The organism is Pseudomonas sp. Sample_23, assembly GCF_004307595.1.
Lineage (GTDB): Bacteria > Pseudomonadota > Gammaproteobacteria > Pseudomonadales > Pseudomonadaceae > Aquipseudomonas > Aquipseudomonas atacamensis.
On record NZ_RCNX01000010.1, the window covers coordinates 76,445 to 98,704 of the forward strand.

Here is a 22,260-nt window from a genome sequence, read left to right on the forward strand (position 1 = left end):
TTTTTATTGCGCGTGGAAAGCCACCCCTCACCCCAGCCCTCTCCCGAGGGAGAGGGAGCCGACCGAGGTGTCTGAAGTCATCCATCGACCTGAGAGAGCCGGTCGATTATGGATTCACCGCCAATCGTTCAAGTCGGCGTAATTCTCCAACATCCCGCAATCAGTCCCCTCTCCCTCTGGGAGAGGGCTAGGGTGAGGGGCTTTCAGCTTTTACAGCGGCGCAGGCTGAATGATTTCAACCCAGTAACCATCCGGATCCTTGATAAATGCCAGGCTCTTCATCCGGCCATCGGTCAGACGCTTCTGGAAATCGCAACCCAGCTCTTCAAAGCGTGCACACGCTGCGACGATGTCCGGCACCGAAATGCAGATGTGGCCAAAGCCACGCGGATCGGTGTTGCCGTCGTGATAGGCGAAGTCGGCATCGTTTTCGGTGCCGTGGTTGTGGGTCAGTTCGAGAATGCCCGGGATCGATTTCATCCATTCGGTACGCGCAGCGTCGTCGGCCGGGATCTGTGATTTATCGACCAGCGCGAGGAAGTACAGGCTGAACTCGGCTTCCGGGAAATCACGCTTCTCGACCAGCGAGAAACCCAGTACGCGGGTGTAGAAATCCAGCGACTTGGTGATGTCCTTCACGCGCAGCATGGTGTGGTTGAACACGAAGTTGCGGGTTGCGCTGTCTGGCGCGGCAGTCACGCCGGGGAAAGTGTTCAGTTCGTTGAGGCTCATGGGCCCTCCAATAACAATGGGCGAGTGAATGGGCGCAATGATACGCATGCCGGCCGGCATCGCCAAATGCAAGGCGGGCTTGCCCTGCGCGAAGGCGGAGCTCAGACTTTGCTTTCTATCCATGAGTGCGTCCGGCAATGATCCGACTGTTGAAATCCGTGTTTGTTTTTTTTGCTTTGTCGTCGGCTGTGGTTTTACCCGTAATGGCCGAACCAAGTATCACTTGGCCGACGGGCTGGGAGGTTGAAGCATTGCCGGAAACCGCGCCGCCAGTCTCGCGGCAACGGGCGGTGAAGCTCGATGCTGATGGCAATCAGGTGATGGTGATGGAGTTGACCATGACGCAAGTGGAGGCGGGGCATCAGGTCAATTTGCAAGGCGTGCTGCTGGAAATGCGCAAATCGATCCAGAAGGATTTTTTCCGCAGTGGTTATCAGAGCGTCTGCAACAGAATTCATCCGGCTGCGCTCGGCTCATTGTCCGGGCTGGAGACGACCTGCACGGTCACCGAGAACGGTCGACACGTATTATCACAAACGTTGGTGGCAGCTGTGGAAACAGACAAGGCTTACGTACTTTCATATGCCGGTCAGGCCGAGGTTTATAAGGCGAGCGCCGACGATATAGAAGCGGCGCGCAACAGCCTGAAATTATAAACGTTCGTACTAACTCGCAGCAGTTCGCTTGCCGGAAAGGATTAAGCACATAGTTTGATCATGCGCTCGAGGTAACATCGCGCAGCAAAATGTTTAGCCTGATGATTCAGAAGCGTTACACAAATTTCCAACTTGTTCGATGAAAATCATTTCATTTGTTAGATATTGTCAATAAAAAAGCCCTGCATCAGGCAGGGCTTTTTGTTGGCGTCAGATTAACCGCGCAACCATGAATCCACGGTGGCTGCACCGTACTGCTCTTTCCAGGCTTTCAGACCGCGATGGTTGCCGCCCTTGGTTTCGATCAGCTCACCAGTGTGCGGGTTCTGATAAACCTTGACCACGCGGGCGCGGCGGGTCTTGGGTGCTGCGGACTGCTGCAGACCGGACTTTGCCGGGTTTGGATCAAGGATGGCGATGATGTCTTTCAGGCCTTTGCCATAGGTTTTCATCAGTCCCTGGAGCTTTTCTTCGAATTCGATTTCTTTCTTCAGCCCGGCATCATTCTTCAGCGATTCCAGCTGTTTGAGCTGTTCCTGAAGGGCCTTTTCAGCTGCGCGAAATTCAGCGAGTCTGGACAATATCTTTACTCCAATAGTGTGTTTGGCTGATACCAACCGCAAACAAAGCTATAAGCCAAGAGCCTGGAAGCGACTCGGTGATAATTGGCTCACCTGCCAGTCTGGCTCAGGTTGAAAAAATTGTAGTAGTTAATGCGACAAGAGTAAATCCTGATGTTGTCGCCATGTAACAACAATGACTTTTTGTATCAATTTGGTGCGGTTGTTCGGCGGGCAGTGTCGGCGATTTAATGATGAGTTAATGCTTCGAGGAAATCAGCGCCAGGCATCGGTCTACCGTACAAATAGCCCTGCAAAAAGTTAACGTTATGCTCGGTCAGGTAATCCGCCTGGGCCTGAGTTTCGACACCTTCGGCAACAATGCCCAAGTCCAGTTTGGCCGACAGTTCAATGATGGAGTCGAGAATATGCCTCGATAACGCGTCTACACCGATCATGGCCACGAAGCTCTGATCGATCTTTAGAAAGTCGACGTTGAAGGTGCGCAGATAACCAAGGCTCGAGTGTCCGGTACCAAAGTCGTCGATTGCGATTTTCACTCCAAGTGCGTGCAATTGCTCAAACAAGTGAAGCGTGATGTCGCTCGGCTCGATCAGTTCGCGCTCCGTCAATTCCAGCACCAGTTCGACGCTGCCTGGCGCAAATGCCGCCAGGAGGTCACGACAATCCTCGACCAGTTCCAGATCCTGGCAGTGGCTGGCGCTGATGTTGATGCCGATATGGAAAGGCTTGGCGAAGTTCACAGAAAGTGGTCCCAGCAGGGCCGCAGTCTGTTGCATCAGAGCGCGGGTCATCGGCACGATCAGGCCTGAGTGCTCGGCAAATGGTATGAACAGATCCGGGCGTACCAGCCCCTCTTTCGGGTGATTCCAGCGCATCAGCACTTCAGCGCCCGACCACTGCTTGCTGTCACCGTGAACCACGGGCTGGAAGTAAGGAATGAATTCCCCGGCCTCAAGTGCGCGCATCATTTCGTGGCTGGGCGAGGTCGATCGCTTCTGAACGAAGTGGCCAATGGCACCGGAAATTGCACCGAAGAAAATCAACAGACTGAACAGCGGAGGGTATTCAGCCGCCATGTAACGCCGGACTTCGCCCTTGGGGAAACCCGCCGACACTTTGAAGCCGTAACGCTCGGATTCCAGCAGGCTGTGCGCGACCGGCGGGGCAGGCAGTGATCCCTGATGAACTTTGCCGTCGGCGGACAGCCCGTTATCGCCCACTTGCAACGTCAGTAATGTCTGGCGGCCGATCAGGCGCAGGATGTTGCTCAAGTGATAGCCATCCAGAGTGGTCAATGCGCCACCGCGACCGTCGCTGATACGGTAGATCAACAATGCCGTATCAGGCGTCACCGGATTGCCGTTCATCAACCACAGTTTGCCTTGATGATAGTCCCCGGCATTGACGGCTTCCTGGAACGCCCCGAAGAGTGAGCTGCAGTAGAGATTGTTGTCCCAGACCAGATTGGTCGAGCGCACGAAGGGGCGGCGGGTCACTTGTTCGCGCAGGGCCAGTTTCACCTCTTCGCAATTTTTCCCGGCAAGCGGCAGCAGGACCCGAGCGGCTTCTGCCGTGTTATCGAGCATCAGATCGAACTGTCGCAGCGCTTGTTCGGCCGTTTCCTCGGCACTTTGCTGCAGTGTGCGTTCTGCCTGCATATAAAGAATCCCACTGCCCAGTACGATCGGCAGCAGACCGCTGAGCACAGTCACGACGATGCGGGTCCTGCGTTTGCGGCGGGGTCTGCGGGTCAGCGGCATGGACACATCCTGTGGAGTCGAAGTCCGGCCCGATAGACAATTGAGCCAGAGGGGAGAATAGATCGCAGATGGCTCTTGCGCCGTGCGAAAAAAAGCGGATTTTATACAGAGGGCAGACAGGTCCCGTTACGCTGTGTAGAATCGATTTACGCATACAATAATAATCGTCTTCTGGCAGCAGAAGCCTCGCCCGCAAGAGCCTTGGGTCGACAATGAAGATATTCGGGTTCCAACTGATCTACGGAGACTTCCTCGCGCGCAGCGTGCGTGGCATCTCCTGTGCGCCTCCCTCTACATCACTTTCCTGACAAATAACCCTGGTTAATTGATAAGAAATGATGAGGCGTCACCATGGCAGATTTATACGACAACCCAATGGGCCTGATGGGCTTTGAGTTCATCGAGTTCGCAGCGCCGACTCCCGGCACGCTGGAGCCGATCTTCGAGATCATGGGCTTCACCAAAGTCGCGACCCACCGTTCCAAGAACGTGCACCTCTATCGTCAGGGCGCAATCAACCTGATCCTCAATAACGAACCCAACAGCGTCGCCTCGTACTTCGCCGCCGAACACGGCCCGTCCGTTTGCGGCATGGCGTTTCGCGTGAAGGATTCGCAGAAGGCCTATTCCCGCGCACTCGAACTCGGCGCTCAGCCGATCCACATCGAAACCGGTCCGATGGAGCTTAACCTGCCGGCGATCAAAGGCATCGGCGGCGCGCCACTGTATCTGATCGACCGTTTCGGCGAAGGCAGCTCGATCTACGACATCGACTTCGTGTTTATCGAAGGTGTTGATCGCAACCCGGTTGGCGCCGGCCTGAAGATCATCGATCACCTGACCCACAACGTTTATCGCGGTCGCATGGCCTACTGGGCGAACTTCTACGAGAAGCTGTTCAACTTCCGTGAAATCCGTTACTTCGACATCAAAGGCGAGTACACCGGTCTGACTTCGAAAGCCATGACCGCACCGGATGGCATGATCCGCATCCCGCTCAACGAAGAGTCGTCCAAGGGCGCCGGGCAGATCGAAGAGTTCCTGATGCAGTTCAACGGCGAGGGCATCCAGCACGTTGCGTTCCTCACCGACGACCTGATCAAGACCTGGGATCAGTTGAAGAAAATCGGCATGCGCTTCATGACCGCGCCGCCGGACACCTACTACGAAATGCTTGAAGGTCGCCTGCCGAACCACGGCGAGCCGGTCGATCAGCTGCAATCACGCGGCATCCTGCTCGACGGTGCCTCGGAGCAGGGCGACAAGCGTCTGCTGCTGCAGATCTTCTCGGAAACCCTGATGGGGCCGGTGTTCTTCGAGTTTATCCAGCGCAAGGGCGACGACGGTTTCGGCGAGGGCAACTTCAAGGCTCTGTTCGAATCGATCGAGCGTGACCAGGTGCGTCGTGGTGTGCTGACCACCGAGTAATCCGAAATGAAAAAATCCCGGCCTGCAGAAATGCAGGGCCGGGATTTTTTTGCTTCATACAAAACCTGTGGGAGCGAGCCTGCTCGCGAATGCGGACTTTCATTCAACAGTCATGTTGACTGGTCTGACGACTTCGCGAGCAGGCTCGCTCCCACATTTGTCTTGTGTTGCATTCAAGAGCGTCGTTGGCGCGTCAAATGCTTGAAGCCTTCGAACACCAGCACCACAACCGCCAGCCAGATCGGGATGTAAGTCAGCCACTCGCCCGACTCGATGCTTTCTCCCAGCAACAACGCCACCGCAAGCAACAACACCGGTTCAACATAACTCAACAAACCAAACAGACTGAACGGCAGCAGGCGGCTGGCGATGATGTACACCACCAGCGCGGACGCACTGATCAGGCCGAGCAGCGGAATCAGCCACATCAGTCCTGGATATTGATCGAACACGGCCAGGCCCTGTTCGCCGCCCTGCACAAACCAGTAGGCGACCGGCAGCATCAGGGTCATGTCGACCCACAGGCCACCCAAATTGTCGGTTTTCAGGTATTTGCGCAGTACGAAGTACAGCGGATAACCGACCACGACCACCAGTGTCGCCCAGGAAAAACCACCCACCTGATACAACTCGTTCAACACGCCGAGGCTGGCAAAAAATACGGCGATTTTCTGCAGGTAAGACAGGCTCTCGCCATAGGCAATCCGCCCGGTGAGCACCATAGCCAGTGGCAAGAGGAAATAACCCAGCGATACATCCAGGCTGTAGTTATTGAGCGGTGCCCACATGAACAGCCACAGCTGAACCCCGAGCAGGGCGGAAGAAACCAGCAGCCCGGCGATCAGCTTCGGCCTGGCTGCCATCAATCGGAACAGCTCCAGCACCCGCCGCCATTCCCCGGAAACCAGCATGAACACGGTCATGCACGGCACGGTCAGGAGCATGCGCCAGCCGAAGATTTCCACGCCGCTCAGAGGCGTCAGCAGCGACGTGTAGTAATACATGACGGCAAACAGCACCGAGGCTGAAACCGATAGAGCGATACCTTTAGACAAACTGTCCTCGCGACGTGATGGTTGAACGGGGCGCGCAGGATACGTGGTTTTTGTGTTGAATATTGAGCGGATGCTCATTATTTCCCACATCCAGGAGCCACAAATCCTGTGGGAGCGAGCCTGGGCGCGAAGCGGCCGGCAGAGTCAGCATAGATGTTGCGTCGACTGGCGCTATGCATAATTGCACCGCTTAAACGCAAAAGATCGCAACCTTCGGCAGTTCCTACAGGGAACGCATTCCACAGTAGCTGCCGAAGGCTGCGATCTTTTGATCTGCGCTTCTGATTAAGCCCGCAACGTCCGCGTCATCCGCAACGCCAGCAGACTCCCGCCAACGATCACCGCCGCCAGCACATACAACGCCGCATCCGTCGAGCCAGTGCTGTCCTTGACCCAACCCACCAGATACGGGCTGAGGAACCCGGCCATCTGCCCCATCGAGTTGATCAGCGCCAGACCGCCAGCCGCCGCGCCCGCGCTCAGCATGGCGGTCGGCACCGGCCAGAACATCGGCAGACCAGTCAGTGCGCCCATGGTCGCGATGGTCAGGCCGAGAATCGCAATCGTCGGATTGGCCGCAAAGTTCACTGCGATCACCAGCCCGATCGCGCCCATCAGCATCGGCACCACCAAGTGCCAGCGGCGCTCCTTGCGCAAGTCCGCCGAGCGGCCGACGACCAGCATGAACACCGCCGCGAGCAGATACGGAATCGCACTCAGCCAGCCGATCACCAGGTTATCGCTGAAGCCGAGGTTCTTGATGATCGACGGCAGCCAGAAGTTGATCGCGTACACGCCGCTCTGGATGCAGAAATAGATCAGGCCGAAGGCCCAGATCGCAGGATTCTTGAACACCGCAAGCAGCGAGTCGGTGGCGGTTTTCGGTTTGTTGGCGAGGTCTTCGGCGTGGTCGGCTTCGAGCACCGAACGTTCGTGGGCGGTCAGCCATTTGGCGTTGGCAAAGCTGTCGCTCAACAGGAAATATGCCAGCGCACCAAGGATCACGGTCGGAATGCCTTGCAGCAGGAACATCCACTGCCAACCGGCCAGGCCACCTTGGCCGGCGGCGAAGTGGTTAAGGATCCAGCCGGAAAACGGGCTGCCGAGCAGACCGGAGACGGGGATCGCCGACATGAACAACGCCATGATCCGGCCACGGCGGAAGGTCGGGAACCACTGCGAGAGATACAGCACGACGCCCGGGAAGAAACCCGCCTCAGCCGCACCGGTGAAAAAGCGCAGGGTGTAGAACTCGGTCGGAGTGGTGACGAACAACAGGCAGGTCGACAGCGTGCCCCAGGTGATCATCATCAAGGCAATCCAGCGCCGAGGACCGAAGCGGGTAAGTGCGAGGTTGCTCGGCACGCCGCACAGCACGTAACCGATGAAGAAGATGCCGGCGCCGAGGCCATATACGGTTTCGCTGAATTTCAGTGCGTCGAGCATCTGCAATTTGGCGAAGCCGACGTTGACCCGGTCGAGGTAGTTGAACAGGTAGCAGATGAAAATGAAGGGAATCAAACGCAGGGTGATGCGTTTGTAGACGGCGTTTTTACCGTCGTCGATGGTCTGGGTAGCTGCGGCGCTCTGCGACATAGCGGCTCTCTCTTTATTATGATTTTTTGCGATGCAAAGGGTAACGTTGATCGCCCTGAGAGTCTCGGCCACCTTTGGCCGGATTGTCTTTGTGCCTGAGCACAGGGTTTGCCGCCAGACCCTGTGCGGCTGAACAACCGTCCGTGCCTGAAATGAAGGATTGCCGCCGCTATGTTCGAACTCGATCACGACCTTGCCCAGGACATCGTCGACCGGGCCATGGCCATTTTGCCGTACAACGTCAATGTCATGGACAGTCAGGGCCTGATCCTCGGCAGCGGTGAACCGGAGCGCATCAACACCCGGCATGAAGGCGCGCAACTGGTGCTGGCCAACGGGCGCGTGGTGGAAATCGATGCGCAGACGGCGGTGCACCTCAAAGGCGTGCAACCGGGCATCAACCTGCCGCTGTTGCTCGATCAGCGCTTGATCGGCGTGCTTGGCATCACTGGCGAGCCGGAGCAATTGCGCACCTACGCCGAGCTGGTGCGCATGACCGCCGAAATGCTGGTCGGCCAGCGCAACCAGCAGGCCGAGCAGCAGTGGCGACGGCAGCGCTGCGATGATCTGCTGGCGTTGCTGTTGAGCGAGTCGGGGGACTCGCCGCGTCTGGTCGATGAGGCGCAACAGTTGGGACTCAAGCCGCAACTGACGCGGGTGCCATATCTGTTTGAACTGGGGCTTGAGCACGGCCCGGGGCAAACCGTCGAGGCCCTGAGTGCGTGGCTGACCTCGCGTTATCCCGACAGTTGGTGTGTGAGTTCGGCGAAGTCTTCGCTGTTGTGGTGTCGCCCGGCGAGCCAGAACGTCGAGCACGATCGCCTGCTGGAAAAACTCGATGGCCTCGGCTGGAAGATTCTGCGCATCGCCGTCGGCGGGCAGGCGGATGGCCTGGCCGGGTTGCGCCGCTGTTATCGACGGGTCGGCGACTTGCTGGCGTATGGTCGTGACGTGCTGCCGAATTCGAGACTGCTGACGCTCAATCGTTATCGCTTGCCGGTCATGCTGTGGCGGCATCGCAACGATGATGCGCTGGACGAGTTGCTCAAACCGCTGCGCAAGGTCATCGCCAAGGACAGCAACGGCCAGTTGCTGGCGACCCTGCGCAGTTGGTGCGAGCACGACGGGCAGAGCCAGGCCTGTGCCGAAGCGCTGGGTATCCATCGCAACAGCCTGCGCTATCGCATGGAACGGATTGCCGAGCTGAGCGGGGTTGATCCATTGAAGCTGGACGGGATGCTGGCGTTGTACCTGGGGGTGCAGCTGTTGCCGCAGACTGATCCGAATTGATCGGTGTATTTCGGGGCCTCTTCGCGAGCAGGCTCGCTCCCACATTAGAAATGCATGCCACTGTGGGAGCGAGCCTGCTCGCGAAGGGGCCGGAACATCCAACGCAAGTCTTTTGTGGAAATGAACAATAAACGCCGACGCCACTTGTGCACCCGACCGGCGTCAAGGCGCATGCCGACTGGCAGCATGAATGCCACTGCAACCGGAGAATTCCCATGAAGATCGTCATCGCCCCCGACTCGTTCAAGGACAGCCTGAGTGCCCAAGGCGTTGCCGAAGCCATTGCCCTCGGACTGGCGCAGGTCTGGCCGCAGGCGACGCTGATCAAATGCCCGATGGCCGATGGCGGCGAAGGCACGGTCGAGTCGATTCTCGCAGCCTGCGAAGGTGAATTGCGCCGCACCCGCGTGCGCGGCCCGTTGGGCGCACCGGTCGATGCTGCTTGGGGTTGGCTGCCGCACAACCACACCGCGATCATCGAAATGGCCGAGGCCAGTGGACTGCAATTGGTCCCACCGGGGCAGCGCGATGCGTGCATCAGCAGCACTTTTGGTACCGGTGAGTTGATTCGTGCAGCGCTGGACGCCGGCGCGCAGCGGGTGATTCTGGCAATTGGCGGCAGTGCGACCAATGACGGCGGTGCCGGGGCGATGCAGGCGTTGGGCGTGAAGTTACTGGATGGGCAAAATCAGCCGTTGGTGCCCGGTGGCCTGGCCTTGGCGCAACTGGCGCGGCTGGATCTGAATGGACTTGATCCGCGTCTGGCCAATGTGCGTTTCGACATCGCCGCTGATGTTAACAATCCGCTCTGCGGCCCCCACGGCGCGTCGGCCATTTTCGGCCCGCAGAAGGGCGCATCGCCCGCGCAGGTTGAGCAGCTCGACCACGCGCTGGGGCACTTCGCCGAGCTTTGCGCGCAAGCATTGGGCAAGGACGTGCGCGATGAACCGGGCAGCGGTGCGGCGGGTGGTCTGGGATTTGCCGCCAAGGCTTTTCTCGGCGCGCAGTTTCAGGCTGGCGTCGAGGTGGTGGCGGAACTGGTCGGGCTCGCTGACGCGGTCAAAGGTGCGGATCTGGTGATTACCGGCGAAGGCCGCTTCGATGCGCAGACCCTGCGCGGCAAAACGCCGTTCGGTGTCGCGCGAGTTGCCAAACAATACGCCGTGCCGGTGATTGTGATTGCCGGGACCTTGGGCGAGGGCTATCAGGCGCTCTATCAACACGGCATCGACGCCGCGTTCGCCGTGACCAGCGGACCGATGACTCTGGAACAGGCCTGCGCCGAAGCCCCGCGCCTGCTGCGTGAACGCGCCACCGACATCGCCCGGGTCTGGCAACTCGCCTCAGCCTGAAAAATATTTACCGCCGACCCGAAACCTTCCTCAAGCCTGGCCGATACAACGGTCAGGCGCACACAAAACCACAACTCAGTGCTGCCGGACTGTCGCCCGCTATGGGCCAGTGCTCACGGCATGGACGCTCGCAGTTTCTTTCTTTCGAGAGTCCGACCATGTCCCTGCGTAATCTGAATATCGCGCCCCGTGCTTTCCTCGGTTTTGCCTTTATCGCCTTGCTGGTGATTGTCCTCGGCGTGTTCGCCGTCAGCCGCATGACGGTCATTCGTCAGGCGTCGGTCGACATGGACACCAACCAATTGCCAAGCGTGACCCACCTCAGTGTGGTCACGGAGAACGTCCTGCGCATGCGCATCTTGTCGTTCCGTGTGCTGGTCAATCGCGAGCCGGCCAGCTTGCAAGAGGCAGAAACCCGCATCGCGGTGCTGGTCGACAAGGTGCGCAAAGCGCAAGCCAGCTACGCTGCGTTGCCGGCAGGTCCTGAAGAGCACGCCGTTTTTCAGACGTTTTCGACAACCCTCGACAACTACCTGCAAGCGCAGAATCAGATGATTGAGCTATCGCGCAAGGGCGATCTGGAAGCGATGCGTGCGTTGATCAACACGCGCATCAAGGAAGGCACCGATCAGATGGGCGAGCAGCTCAACAAGCTGATCGGCATGAATACCGCCGGGGCCAGAGCGGCGGCCACCAAGGCCGGTGATAACTATGACAGCGCCATCACCGGGATCATCATCGTCGCCGTGATTGCGGCGCTGGCCACCGTGTTGCTCGCCTGGTTGCTGACCCGCAGCATCGTCACGCCGCTCAACCGCGCCGTGCTCGCTGCGCAAACCATTGCCGACGGTGACCTCAGCAAAGCCATCGAAGTCGACGGCAAGGACGAACCGGCGCGCCTGCTCGAAGCCCTGGCGGCGATGCAGACCAACCTGCGCAAAACCATCGAGCAGATCGCCGGTTCCGCCACGCAACTGGGCGCCGCTGCCGAAGAACTCAGCGCCGTCACCGAAGAAGCGTCGCGCGGCCTGCAGCAGCAGAACAACGAAATCGAACAGGCCGCCACCGCCGTCAACGAGATGACCGCTGCGGTGGAAGAGGTGGCGCGCAACGCCGTGTCGACTTCCGAAGCGTCAAACCAGTCGACCCACGCCGCCCGCGAAGGTCGCGATCAGGTGGTGAAAACCGTCGACGCGATCCAGACCATGACTCACGACGTGCAGAACACCGCGCAGATGATCGAAGGCCTCGCCGCGCAAGGTCGTGACATCGGCAAGGTGCTGGACGTGATTCGGGCCATCGCCGAGCAGACCAACCTCTTGGCGCTCAACGCTGCAATTGAAGCGGCGCGTGCCGGCGAGGCTGGCCGTGGTTTCGCCGTGGTGGCGGACGAAGTGCGCGCCTTGGCGCATCGCACCGCGCAGTCGACTCAGGAAATCGAAAAAATGGTCGCCGGCATTCAAAACGGTACCGGTGAAGCGGTTTCGTCGATGCAGCAAAGCAATCAGCGCACTCAGTCCACGCTGGAAATGGCCCGCGCTGCCGGTGTGGCGCTGGAGCAGATCACGCAATCTATTCACCAGATCAACGAACGCAACCTTGTTATCGCCAGCGCTTCGGAAGAGCAGGCGCAAGTCTCCCGCGAAGTCGATCGCAACCTCGTCAACATCCGCGACCTCGCCACGCAATCGGCCGCCGGCGCCAACCAGACCAGCGCCGCGACCCACGAACTGTCGCGGCTGGCGGTGGATTTGAACGCCATGGTGGCGCGTTTCGTGATTTGAGATACGGTGAAGGCTGGAAACCGCGCTAACAGGAGACGTACATGCGCTATTCAGCCTTGACCCAACGAATTGCCGGGGAGGGTGCCGCTGCCTGGCAGATTCACGACCGAGCGCTGGAACTGCGCGCCGAGGGCGTAGATGTTTTGTTGTTGAGCGTCGGCGATCCGGATTTCGATACGCCGTTGCCGATCGTCCATGGCGCGATCGATAGCCTGTTGGCCGGCGACACCCATTACGCCGATGTGCGTGGTCGGTTCGAGCTGCGCAGGCTGATTGCCGAGCGTCATCGCCAGCGCAGTGGTCAACGGGTTGATCCTGATCAGGTGATTGTCCTGCCCGGCGCGCAATGCGCGGTGTATTCGGTGGCGCAGTGTCTGCTTGATCCGGGTGACGAAGTGATCGTCGCTGAGCCGATGTACGTCACTTACGAAGGTGTGTTTGGCGCCTGCGGTGCCAAGGTAATTGCGGTGCCGGTGCGCCCGGAAAACGGTTTTCGTGTCGACCCGGCCGATGTCTCCGCGCGCATTACCCCGCGAACTCGCGCCATGCTGCTCAACAGTCCAAACAACCCCAGCGGCGCGAGTTTGTCTTTGCTGATCTGGCAGGAACTGGCGGCGCTGTGCATTCGCCATGACCTGTGGCTGATCAGCGATGAGGTATACAGCGAGCTGTTATATGAAGGCGAGCACATCAGCCCGGCGAGCCTGCCGGGCATGGCCGAGCGCACCGCAACGATCAACAGTCTGTCGAAATCTCATGCGATGACCGGTTGGCGCATCGGCTGGATGATCGGCCCGAAACCCTTGGCCGAGCATCTGGTGAATCTGTCGCTGAGCATGCTCTTCGGTCTGCCGGATTTCGTACAGAAGGCCGCGCAAGTGGCGCTGCAAAGCGATCTGCCGGAAGTCTCTCAGATGCGCGAGGAGTATCGCTTGCGCCGCGATCTGGTTTGCGAACGTTTGTACGGTTGCCCTGGGTTGCAGCCGATTCGCCCGGATGGCGGCATGTTCGTGATGGTCGATGTGCGCCAGACTGGCCTTGGCGCTCAGGCGTTTGCCGAGCGCTTGCTGGAAGGTTATGGCGTGTCTGTGCTGGCCGGCGAAGCGTTCGGGCCGAGCGCGGCGGGGCATATTCGCATCGGTCTGGTGGTAGATCGGGTCAAACTGGCGGATGCCTGCGCGCGGATTGCGTTGTGTGCGGTGCAGCTGTTGCAGGCGCGCAGTGCCTGAGGGTCTTGCATTGCCTGCCCCGGCGCCTTGCTGATCGTTCCCACGCTCCGCGTGGGAATGCCTCTAGGGACGCTCCGCGTTCCAGCTTTCGGAAGGGACGCGGAGCGTCCCGGGCTGCATTCCCACGCTGAGCGTGGGAACGATCAGTACGCAGAGCGTGGGAACGATCAGTTTAGAGGATTCACCAGATTCGCCGGCCGCTGTCCGTTCAACGCCGCCAGCAGATTCTCCACCGCACACCGCGCCATTGCTTCCCGCGTCTCATGGGTCGCCGAGCCCATGTGCGGCGTGGCCACAACATTGCTCAACTGCAACAATGGCGAATCATGATTCAACGGCTCGCGCTCGAACACATCCAGCCCCGCCGCGCGAATGCGCTTGCTGCGCAACGCCTCGATCATCGCCACCTCATCGACCACTTTGCCCCGCGAGATATTGATGAAAATGCTTTCCGGCCGCATCAGCGCAAATTGTTCCGCGCCGATCAAACGTTCGGTCTGCGCCGTCAGAGGCAAAGTCAGGCAAATGAAATCGGCCTGCTGGAGCAACTCTTCGAGGCTGCGATATTGCGCAGCGAACCGCTCCTCGACCGCCGGCTTGCGCGACTGACTGTGGTAGATCACCGGCATGCCGAAACCAAAATGCCCACGCTGGGCCAAGGCTTCGCCGATGCGGCCCATGCCGATGATGCCCAGCGTCTTGCCATGCACATCGGTGCCGAAATGCGCCGGGCCGATATTGCGGCTCCACTGCCCGCCACGGACCATATTCGCCAGTTCAACCACACGCCGCGCGGCAGCGAGGATCAGGGCGAAACCGGTGTCGGCGGTGGTTTCGGTGAGCACGTCGGGAGTGTTGGTCAGCAGAATCTTGCGCCGATTCAGATACTCGATGTCGTAGTTGTCGACACCCACCGAGACGCTGGCAATCGCCTCCAGTTGCGGCGCCAGATCCAGCAACGCCGCATCCAGTTTCAGGCTGGCGCCGAGCAAACCGTGGGCGCGGGGCAGGGCATCGCGCAACTGCATGAGGCCATCGGCGTCGAGGCTTTCGATCAGCGTTACGTCAAACTGCTCTTGCAGGCGCGCCATTAGCGCGGGCGAAAGTTTCTTGTACAGCACGACCTGTTTTTTCATGGCAAAAGTCCTTTCAGGAATGCGCCGGCACACGCGGTGTGGCGGCGGCTTTGGCGACGACGCAATCACTGGCGCCGGGCTTGAGGAAAATCGTCAGCACCACCGACAACAGCAACGCGCCGCTCATCAACAGGTAGGAGGCGCCGGGCGAGCCGGTGGAGCTGTTCAGGTAGCCGACCAGATACGAACCGCCGAACGAGCCGAGCGCGCCCATGCTGTTGATCAGCGCCATGGCGCCACCGGCAACGTTGGCCGGCAGGATCTCCGGAACGATGGCGAAAAACGGCCCATACGGCGCGTACATGCAGGCGCCGGCAATCACCAGCAGCGTGTACGACCACCAGAAATGTTCGGCGCCCAAGGCGTAAGAGCCATAAAACGCAATCGAAGCGATCAGCAGCGGCGGCCAGACGAAGCGTTTGCGCTTCTGCAATTTGTCCGAGCCCCACGACACCGCGAGCATGCCCAGCACCGCCGCCAGATAGGGCAGCGACGAGAGCCAGCCAGCCTCGATCATGTCCATTTGCGCGCCTGCCTTGAGGATCGATGGCAGCCACAAAACGAATCCGTAGACGCCGATGCTCCAGCAGAAAAACTGCAGCGCCAGGATGATCACCTTCGGCGAACGGAAAGCCTCGGCGTAGTTCTTCACGGCTTTGATGCCGACCTGCTCTGCGGCGAGGGCGCTTTCCAGATCGTGTTTTTCCTGCTCATTGAGCCACTTGGCCTGGGCCGGACGATCATCGGCCAGACGCCACCAGATAAACGCCCACAACACTGCCGGCAGACCTTCGATGATGAACATCCAGCGCCAGCTGAAATGCTGCACCAGATAGCCCGACACCACCGACATCCACAGCATGGTTACCGGGTTGCCGAGGATCAGAAAGGTGTTGGCCCGCGAACGTTCTGCACGGGTGAACCAATGGCACAGATACACCAGCATCGCCGGCATTACCGCCGCTTCGACCACGCCGAGCATGAAGCGAATGACGATCAGCCAATAGGCGTTGGATACCACGCCAGTCAGCGTGGCGAGCCCGCCCCAGAGAATCAGGCTGACGAAAATCAGCTTCTTCACGCTGTGCTTTTGCGCGTAGATCGCGCCGGGCACCTGGAAGAAAAAGTAGCCGAGAAAGAACAGCGCGCCGAGCAGCGAGGACAGGCCCGGTGTGATCATCAGGTCTTCGGCCATGCCCGACGCGGCGGCAAAACCGTAGTTGGCGCGATCGAGATAGGCCAGGCTATATGTGATGAACACAATCGGCATGATGTACCACCAGCGGCGGGTGGCGAGGGTAGCGGTTTTCATCGGTGTGACTCCTGAGCTTGTTGTTTTTGTCGCAGCAGGTTCATTGATTTGCGGTGATCAGGCGGGCCTCTTCGCGAGCAGGCTCGCTCCCACAGGCGATTGCATGCCAAATGTGGGAGCGAGCCTGCTCGCGAAGGCGGATTCAAATTCAGTCGATAACTCTTGGCGGGTCGGCAACCCCTCCATGTCGCCACGACTCTGCACCGCGCGACTGCCAATCCAGTTCGCTCGCTGCACGGCCTCGGCAAAACTCTGATGCTCGAGCAGGGCGCTGATCATCCCCACCGCAAAACCATCCCCGGCGCCCACGGTATCGACCACGTTGCTTACCGGCACGCCAGCGACAAAACCCTGATCCAGCTGCGTGCGGTAATAAGCGCCTTCAGGCCCGAGCTTGATCGCCACCGCCTCCGCACCTTGATCCAGATAGAACGCAGCAATGTCCGCCGGGTCGTCGAAACCGCTGAGCAAGCGGCCCTCGCTTAACCCCGGCAGCACCCAGTGGGCGAGGGCGGCGAGGCGGTTGATCTCGCGGATCATCTCGCACTCGCTGGCCCACAGGCTTGGGCGCAGATTCGGGTCGAATGAAACGCTGCGTCCGGCGGCGCGCATGCGGGTCATCAGCTCGAGGGACATTTCCCGCGCCGAGGCGGAGAGCGCCGGTGGGATACCGGTGGCGTGCAAATGGCGGGCGCTCAGCAGGTTGTCGTTGATGGCGTGCGGCGACAAATGACTGGCCGCCGAACCGCGCCGGAAATATTCCACCTGCGGGTCGCTGCCGTCGTCGTTGCGCGATTTGAACTGGAATCCGGTCGGATGGTTTTTATCGACTTCGACGTGGCTGCAATCCAGACCTTCCTTGACCAGCGTCTCGACCACAAAGCGTCCGAGTGAATCGTTGCCGACCCGGCTCAACCACGCGACGTTGAAACCCAGACGCGACAAGCCGATCGCGACGTTGCTGTCGGCCCCGGCAATCCGTTTGTGAAACTGCTCGACCTTGGCAAGATCGCCGGTCTGCTCGGCGACCAGCATCGCCATGGTTTCTCCGAAAGAAAGGATATCGATCTCAGACATGAGCAGGCTCCAGGCGCGATTGACCGAGGCGGGCGAGGGCGGCGACGTGTTCACGGGTCAGTTGCACCAGGTCATCGCCTTGCAGCGGGTATTCGGCGGCGCGCATAACGCCTTGGTCCATGTGCCGCAGCAGTTGTTCCCAAAGATGCAGGTCGCTGATGGCCGGCGGTACGGCGACCAGTTTGCCGTCGGCGCGGCGCGCAACGGCTTTGCAATGCACATAACCGACGTGACGGCCGAGCGCGCGTGCGGCGCTGGCGGCGGACTGATCCTGCCAGTGCCAGTTACCGATGTCGAAAGTCATCTTGATCGGCAGGTTGTGCTGCTCGACGGCGGCGAAGAAACGCTGGAACGGCTCGATGCGCCCGCCGTGCAGGGTTTGGTCGTTTTCCACCAGCAACTGAACCGGGCTTTGCTTGAGTCGCTCGGCCAGTGCCTGCAAATCAGAGTTGTCGGTGAAATAACCGAGGGACACTTTCAGCCATTTCGAGCCGAATGCCTGGGCCTGTTGCAGCGCGGTAATCAGTTCGGGATTTGGCTGCGCTTGCCCTGCGAGCCAGAGTTCGGTGGGTGAGGAATAAATACTTTGCAGGCCCTGCGCCTGGGTAGCCTGAGCCAGTTGCGCGGGATCTTCACGGGTCAGTAGCTCTTCGCGCCACTCGATGCGATTGGCGCCGGAGGCCGCGAGGATCTCGATAAAAGAATCCTGCCCACGCTGGCGCACAAGCTCGGCACCGTAGCTGGACAGACTGATGGAAACGGCTGGTTTATTCATTGCTATTGACCTCTGAAACCGGTTTCATTTTTGTTCAAAAAAATTTCAAGTAGTTCTGCAGTGTTCTTCTGCAGGCCTTCGCGAGCAGGCTCGCTCCCACACCTGGAACGCGGTCACCTGTGGGAGCGAGCCTGCTCGCGAAAGCGCCAGATCAGACGCCGTCAATCCCTCGGGTCGAACCCCGCTCAATCAGCACAGGGGCAAAATCCACCACCCGCGCCATCTCATCATCCCCGCGCAAGCGCTTGAGCAGACACTCAAACGCCCGCGCGCCAATCTCTTGCGTCGGCTGTGCCAGCGCGGTAATTCCGCTGCCCACCAGCGGATACCAGTCCAGATCATCCAGGGCAATCAACCCGACATCTTCAAATAGACGCACGCCCAGCGCGCGCAGCGCATGCGTTGCCGCCAACGCCGCCACGCCATTGGCGCAAAACAGCGCTTTCGGGCCATCACCGGGTGTGTTTAAAAAGCTTTGAAGTTGCGGGTTCAGATCATCACCGGTTTCCAGCACCGCCCCAGTCAGGGTCGAGCGCTGAGCAATCTGCGCCTGAAAACTGCTGACCCGCTCGATCCGCGAGCTGGTGCCGTCATACGGTTCGGTGACCAGCAAAAGATCCCGATATCCGCGTTGCTCGAGATGCGCGAGCGCCATCTCTACTGCTTGCGAGTTGTTCAACCCGACCATGTCGCTGTCGAGCCCGTCGACCTTGCGATCCACCAGCACCAAGGGCATCTCGCGGCGCAACTCGTGCAACTCGTCTCGATGATGGCCCAGTGTGTTCACGATCAGCCCTTCGATGTTGTACGAGCGCAACAGCGCCAGATGCTGGCGCTCCTGCTCGTCATCGCGGTCGGTGTTGCAAACCACCAGGCTGTAGCCGTGCGCCCGGCAGGCGGTTTCCACCCCGTGCATCACGGCAATTGAATAAGGGTTACGGATATCGGCGACAAGCATGCCGATCAGGCGCGTACGCCCGCGTTTCAGGCCGCGGGCCATTTGGTTGGGGCGGTAGCCGAGTTCATCAATCGCCTGCTCGATGCGCCGGGCTATGGCATCGGAGAGCAGGGCGCGGTCATCGCCGATGAAACGCGAGACGCTGGCCTTGGATACGCCGGCATGTTCGGCAACGTCGAGCATGGTCACGCGGCTTCGTTGTGCGGCGGAGAAATCGTTCACGGGCGTATAGACCTTATTTTTATATTGCGGGGATAAGCTCTGAAACCGGTTTCAGTGTTCTCCGAAAAACGAAATATCGTCAAGTGCTCTCTTATTCGCTTGCAGTGATCCATCCTGTTATTCCGACAGACGGTCATTTGACCTGTCAGATATGACAGTAGGCAAAAGGGAGAATCCGGCGCTTAATCGAAACAACACACAGAGTTCATTGACGCGCACACAGCAGATTATCGCAGAGAGTAGATAACATGGAGCAGAGTAATCAGCTCACCGCGGAGCCTTTTACATTAGATGGAATTAGTTCATCAGACCCGGACGGCCACGTGCCGCCGGATGTTTTGATTAACGGGACGAAAGGGAGAATACCGCGCTGGGCAAATTTTCCACAAAAGCCGCTTCCAGGTGAAGATGAAGATTACACGAAGCTTTATGTTTATTGGGAGCAAAACAAAGAAACGAACGTGATTTTCTGCGAGAGATATACCTATCTCGACGATAAACCAGAGTTCGAATTCGATCTCACAGCAGAACATATGAAAGAGGACGGCCTTGCCGACATTTATTATCTGCTTGTGGGGCGTAATGGTAATGATGATGAATCGCCCCGGCGTAGACTAACAATAGTACACGCTCTCAAGCCCACGCTTCGTAAACCAGCATTTCCGGATGCAGATCTTTGGGGCTATATAAATTGCAAAACCGTTCCTTGGGTTGGGGAAAAAATACAGGTCGAGATAGTGCCTGAGGCTGCGGATATATTCCAGCATGAGGATGTGTGTGTACTCGTCTGGCAGGGGTTTGCGACATTAAATGGATCTCCCCCTGTACTCACTCCGCAGCATACGTTCAGGGAAATAATTGATGGTGATAAACCTGTTAAGGGGTTTGTTATAGATATTCCGTTTGATCCTTTTATAAGGCCTATGTTTGACAAGCATTCTGCTATCGCCCGATACACCATTATCCGTCGGGGGGTACCGATTTATGCCTCACATCCTGGTCTGGTCAAAATAGACCGCGTCGAGTCGGGTTGTCCAGAGCCCTGCGGCGGCGGTCCTTTGAAGTAAATGTTGTAACACAGCCGTAATCAAAGCGGTTTTTGGCCTCTACGTCATGCATGTCGCTCATGTTGGCGACAGAAAGTTGCTTGGGTGCGGCTTGGGTTTTTAATTACTACGAGGAAATGAAGGTGAATACTTCGATTTTTAACGATAAGCCGCAATCTGCTGTTGCTCTTGGTAAAAGTAGTCGCCTTGCGCTGCGTACTTCTAACGTTAACGTAGGGGTGCGCTTGGCTGATCCCGAGTTCGTTGGCTTGCTACCGGGTAGGCTGTTGCCGAAGGCAATCATTGATTCAGGTACCGCCCAGGTAAAATTCCTGACTTCAACAATCCTGACGCCCGAAGATAACGATTTATATGAGTTGTACCAGCGCAAGGGCCCGGGCGGTACAGAAGACATGATTACAGACGACAATTTGGGGGCAGTCGCCGGCCGCCCGGCGGAAGTGCTTATCGACGTGCCGACCGCGGCGCTGGTGGATGATGATGTGAATAAAGCTTCAACAACGTGGCAGTTTCAGTTACGCGTACAAAACGGAAAAAACGGCAATTGGGACGACTCGAATTGGCTCACTGTAGAAATCGATAAAAATCCACCAGAGGTGGACAAGGTAACGGGTACGAAATTTCCGCCGGAAAGAGCTGTTTACATGAATTTGCCCGATAAAACCGTCGACGACGCATGGCTGGAGAATAATGAGTTCTTACAAGTAAGTATCAATCGAAACTACGAGTTTTATAGTGCAACCGACACTATTCATGTGTATTCAGGCTCCACATATGGAACTGGAAAGTTGCTCCATACTCAGCGGTTAACAGCGGACACAGTTGACGTGCCAAGTGCTGAATTGCCAAAAATAGACGCGCGGGAATATCTTTGGTACACGCTGACGGACGCGACGGGCAACATCAGCGAGCAAGCGGTTGCCAATGATTATCAAATTTCTCGAACCCCACCTCCAGTCTTTCACGATTGTGAGTTTCCCCAGGGTATCTTGCCGGACCCAATCGACCTCAACGATCTGCAGGGTACGGTGTATTTGAATGTCAAACGCCCGGACAATGCGCAAGACACCGACCGCATTGCTGCAACTGTCACCAATGGAACGCTTCCAGTCAGTTTGGGGACTCGCCCCTTGGGTGCCGCCACTGTGCTGCAGTTCCCTATCACAACCAGCAGATTGCTGGCGCTCTGGAATAATGCGACCGCGGCAGTGCCGATTACTGGATCTTATAAGTTTTTTCGTGGAACTGAACCTGAAGTTGCTCCGCCAGGTACCGACTCCCAAATCAATTTACTTGCCCCCGGCCCAAGTAATCCGGGCTTTCCGGACATCAAAAACCCGAACATGGTAGAAGTTACCGTGGAGGGTGCGTCGGGAACCAAGAACCACATCACCGCTTCCGACCGTTTGGCGGATATCACATTCAGCACACCGATGATAAAAACCGGCGACACGTGGGTGCCTGTAACTGGCGACATTGCCAGATTCTGGATAAACGGCGAGGAAGTTGCTGACTTCACGCTGACTGCGGGTAATACGGACCCATTGACTCATACCATGACGCCTGATGAGTTTGATGCAGTGATCGGGGCACCAGGTCCAAAGCAGGCATATTGGACGATCGAAAATAGCGTTACCAGTCCAGCCGTCATAGAGTCACTTAACACTGAAGTCCAGGTGGATCTCGCCAAGGTCGACTTAGTGGCGCCAACAGTTAGGCTGTTCAATGGACTAGTATCATGCGCATATCTGACCCGGCCTGATCGAGAGTTGCCGGTGACCGTGACGATAGATGCAACGCATATGCCGAAAGACACAGTTGTTACGGTTTATTCGGAAGGCTATGAGGACGCGCTTGGAACCAAAAAAATCGATGGAACAGAGTTTTGGGACACTTATACCATACTTGGCACCGAAAGCCCGGCGGAATTCGTTCTTAATGTCAAGCCTTATTTGACCAAGATCAAGCCTATTCAACCACCCTTCAGTTCCGGGTTGCCAAATGGCTATATCAAAATCTGGTATTCGATACTCATCTCGGGTGCTCCAAATCCTTCTGAAGAGTTTTTTAACGAGGTGTCGCTACTAAATTCAAGTAACAATTATTGCGAAGGTACTCCGACAATTTAGGTTTGTCAGCATTGCTGCCGGGACAGGTTGTCCCGGCAGTTGGCAACGATTGGAAAAAAAACAATTGTGCAATATCGGACATGTCCTACATACCAATGCGTAACGGATCGGTAGTTTG

General features: G+C 58.0%; 18 protein-coding genes. 8 read left to right on the forward strand and 10 right to left on the reverse strand.

What is annotated here, in order from left to right; translation table 11 throughout:
- Window positions 1-210: 210 nt before the first annotated feature.
- On the reverse strand, window positions 211-732 hold the full coding sequence (gloA, locus tag D8U82_RS02390) for a lactoylglutathione lyase (RefSeq protein WP_130901590.1): 522 nt from the start codon (window positions 730-732) through the stop codon (window positions 211-213).
- Window positions 733-869: 137 nt separating this feature from the next.
- Between gloA and D8U82_RS02395 the strand changes: the two genes are divergently transcribed.
- The gene (locus D8U82_RS02395) at window positions 870-1,388 is read left to right on the forward strand and encodes a DUF4946 domain-containing protein (protein WP_125918637.1); all 519 of its coding nucleotides are present in this window, start codon (window positions 870-872) and stop codon (window positions 1,386-1,388) included.
- Window positions 1,389-1,603: 215 nt separating this feature from the next.
- Here the strand turns inward: D8U82_RS02395 and D8U82_RS02400 are convergent, their stop codons facing one another.
- Both D8U82_RS02400 and D8U82_RS02405 read right to left on the reverse strand, forming a co-directional pair.
- The gene (locus D8U82_RS02400) at window positions 1,604-1,969 is read right to left on the reverse strand and encodes a histone-like nucleoid-structuring protein, MvaT/MvaU family (RefSeq protein WP_016774912.1); all 366 of its coding nucleotides are present in this window, start codon (window positions 1,967-1,969) and stop codon (window positions 1,604-1,606) included.
- A 227-nt stretch (window positions 1,970-2,196) separates the two neighbouring features.
- A complete protein-coding gene (locus D8U82_RS02405) occupies window positions 2,197-3,732 on the reverse strand; it encodes an EAL domain-containing protein (RefSeq protein ID WP_130901591.1) in 1,536 nt (511 codons plus the stop codon).
- Between the two features lie 351 nt (window positions 3,733-4,083).
- On the opposite strand from D8U82_RS02405, the gene hppD reads away from it, so the two are divergent.
- Window positions 4,084-5,160 carry a 4-hydroxyphenylpyruvate dioxygenase gene (hppD, locus tag D8U82_RS02410; protein WP_130901592.1) on the forward strand — a complete coding sequence of 359 codons (1,077 nt, stop codon included), beginning with the start codon at window positions 4,084-4,086 and terminating at the stop codon, window positions 5,158-5,160.
- 173 nt (window positions 5,161-5,333) lie between these two features.
- Here the strand turns inward: hppD and rarD are convergent, their stop codons facing one another.
- Together rarD and D8U82_RS02420 are read right to left on the reverse strand one after the other, a co-directional pair.
- Window positions 5,334-6,215: an EamA family transporter RarD gene (gene rarD, locus D8U82_RS02415; protein WP_125927574.1), complete on the reverse strand. Its 882-nt coding sequence runs from the start codon at window positions 6,213-6,215 to the stop codon at window positions 5,334-5,336.
- Window positions 6,216-6,500: 285 nt separating this feature from the next.
- Window positions 6,501-7,811 (reverse strand): MFS transporter, encoded by a 1,311-nt coding sequence (locus D8U82_RS02420; protein WP_130901593.1) that lies wholly within the window; start codon window positions 7,809-7,811, stop codon window positions 6,501-6,503.
- Window positions 7,812-7,982: 171 nt separating this feature from the next.
- Here D8U82_RS02420 and D8U82_RS02425 point away from each other — a divergent pair, with 171 nt between their 5' ends.
- From D8U82_RS02425 to D8U82_RS02440, 4 genes are all read left to right on the forward strand, one after another.
- Entirely contained in the window at window positions 7,983-9,101 is a 1,119-nt protein-coding gene (locus D8U82_RS02425; RefSeq protein ID WP_125927576.1) for a sugar diacid recognition domain-containing protein, read from the forward strand.
- 215 nt (window positions 9,102-9,316) lie between these two features.
- Window positions 9,317-10,453, forward strand: a complete 1,137-nt coding sequence (locus D8U82_RS02430; protein WP_129999431.1) for a glycerate kinase — start codon at window positions 9,317-9,319, stop codon at window positions 10,451-10,453.
- A 158-nt stretch (window positions 10,454-10,611) separates the two neighbouring features.
- Window positions 10,612-12,237, forward strand: a complete 1,626-nt coding sequence (locus tag D8U82_RS02435; protein ID WP_130889144.1) for a methyl-accepting chemotaxis protein — start codon at window positions 10,612-10,614, stop codon at window positions 12,235-12,237.
- A gap of 41 nt (window positions 12,238-12,278) precedes the next feature.
- Window positions 12,279-13,466 (forward strand): aminotransferase class I/II-fold pyridoxal phosphate-dependent enzyme, encoded by a 1,188-nt coding sequence (locus D8U82_RS02440; RefSeq protein ID WP_130901594.1) that lies wholly within the window; start codon window positions 12,279-12,281, stop codon window positions 13,464-13,466.
- Window positions 13,467-13,633: 167 nt separating this feature from the next.
- Here D8U82_RS02440 and D8U82_RS02445 read toward each other — a convergent pair whose 3' ends face one another.
- The 5 genes from D8U82_RS02445 to D8U82_RS02465 form a co-directional block, all read right to left on the reverse strand.
- Complete coding sequence (locus D8U82_RS02445; RefSeq protein WP_130901595.1) at window positions 13,634-14,602, reverse strand: D-glycerate dehydrogenase; 969 nt, start codon at window positions 14,600-14,602, stop codon at window positions 13,634-13,636.
- 13 nt (window positions 14,603-14,615) lie between these two features.
- A complete protein-coding gene (locus D8U82_RS02450) occupies window positions 14,616-15,914 on the reverse strand; it encodes an MFS transporter (protein ID WP_130901596.1) in 1,299 nt (432 codons plus the stop codon).
- A 57-nt stretch (window positions 15,915-15,971) separates the two neighbouring features.
- Window positions 15,972-16,991: a sugar kinase gene (locus tag D8U82_RS02455; protein ID WP_130901597.1), complete on the reverse strand. Its 1,020-nt coding sequence runs from the start codon at window positions 16,989-16,991 to the stop codon at window positions 15,972-15,974.
- Window positions 16,984-17,766 carry a TIM barrel protein gene (locus tag D8U82_RS02460; RefSeq protein WP_122506810.1) on the reverse strand — a complete coding sequence of 261 codons (783 nt, stop codon included), beginning with the start codon at window positions 17,764-17,766 and terminating at the stop codon, window positions 16,984-16,986. Before D8U82_RS02460 ends, D8U82_RS02455 begins: the two co-directional genes overlap by 8 nt.
- A gap of 151 nt (window positions 17,767-17,917) precedes the next feature.
- Window positions 17,918-18,946, reverse strand: coding sequence for a LacI family DNA-binding transcriptional regulator (locus D8U82_RS02465; RefSeq protein ID WP_125926516.1), 1,029 nt, complete (start codon window positions 18,944-18,946; stop codon window positions 17,918-17,920).
- Between the two features lie 248 nt (window positions 18,947-19,194).
- Here D8U82_RS02465 and D8U82_RS02470 point away from each other — a divergent pair, with 248 nt between their 5' ends.
- Window positions 19,195-20,013, forward strand: coding sequence for a hypothetical protein (locus D8U82_RS02470; protein ID WP_130901598.1), 819 nt, complete (start codon window positions 19,195-19,197; stop codon window positions 20,011-20,013).
- A gap of 122 nt (window positions 20,014-20,135) precedes the next feature.
- Entirely contained in the window at window positions 20,136-22,142 is a 2,007-nt protein-coding gene (locus D8U82_RS02475; RefSeq protein WP_130901599.1) for a hypothetical protein, read from the forward strand.
- Window positions 22,143-22,260 lie beyond the last annotated feature (118 nt).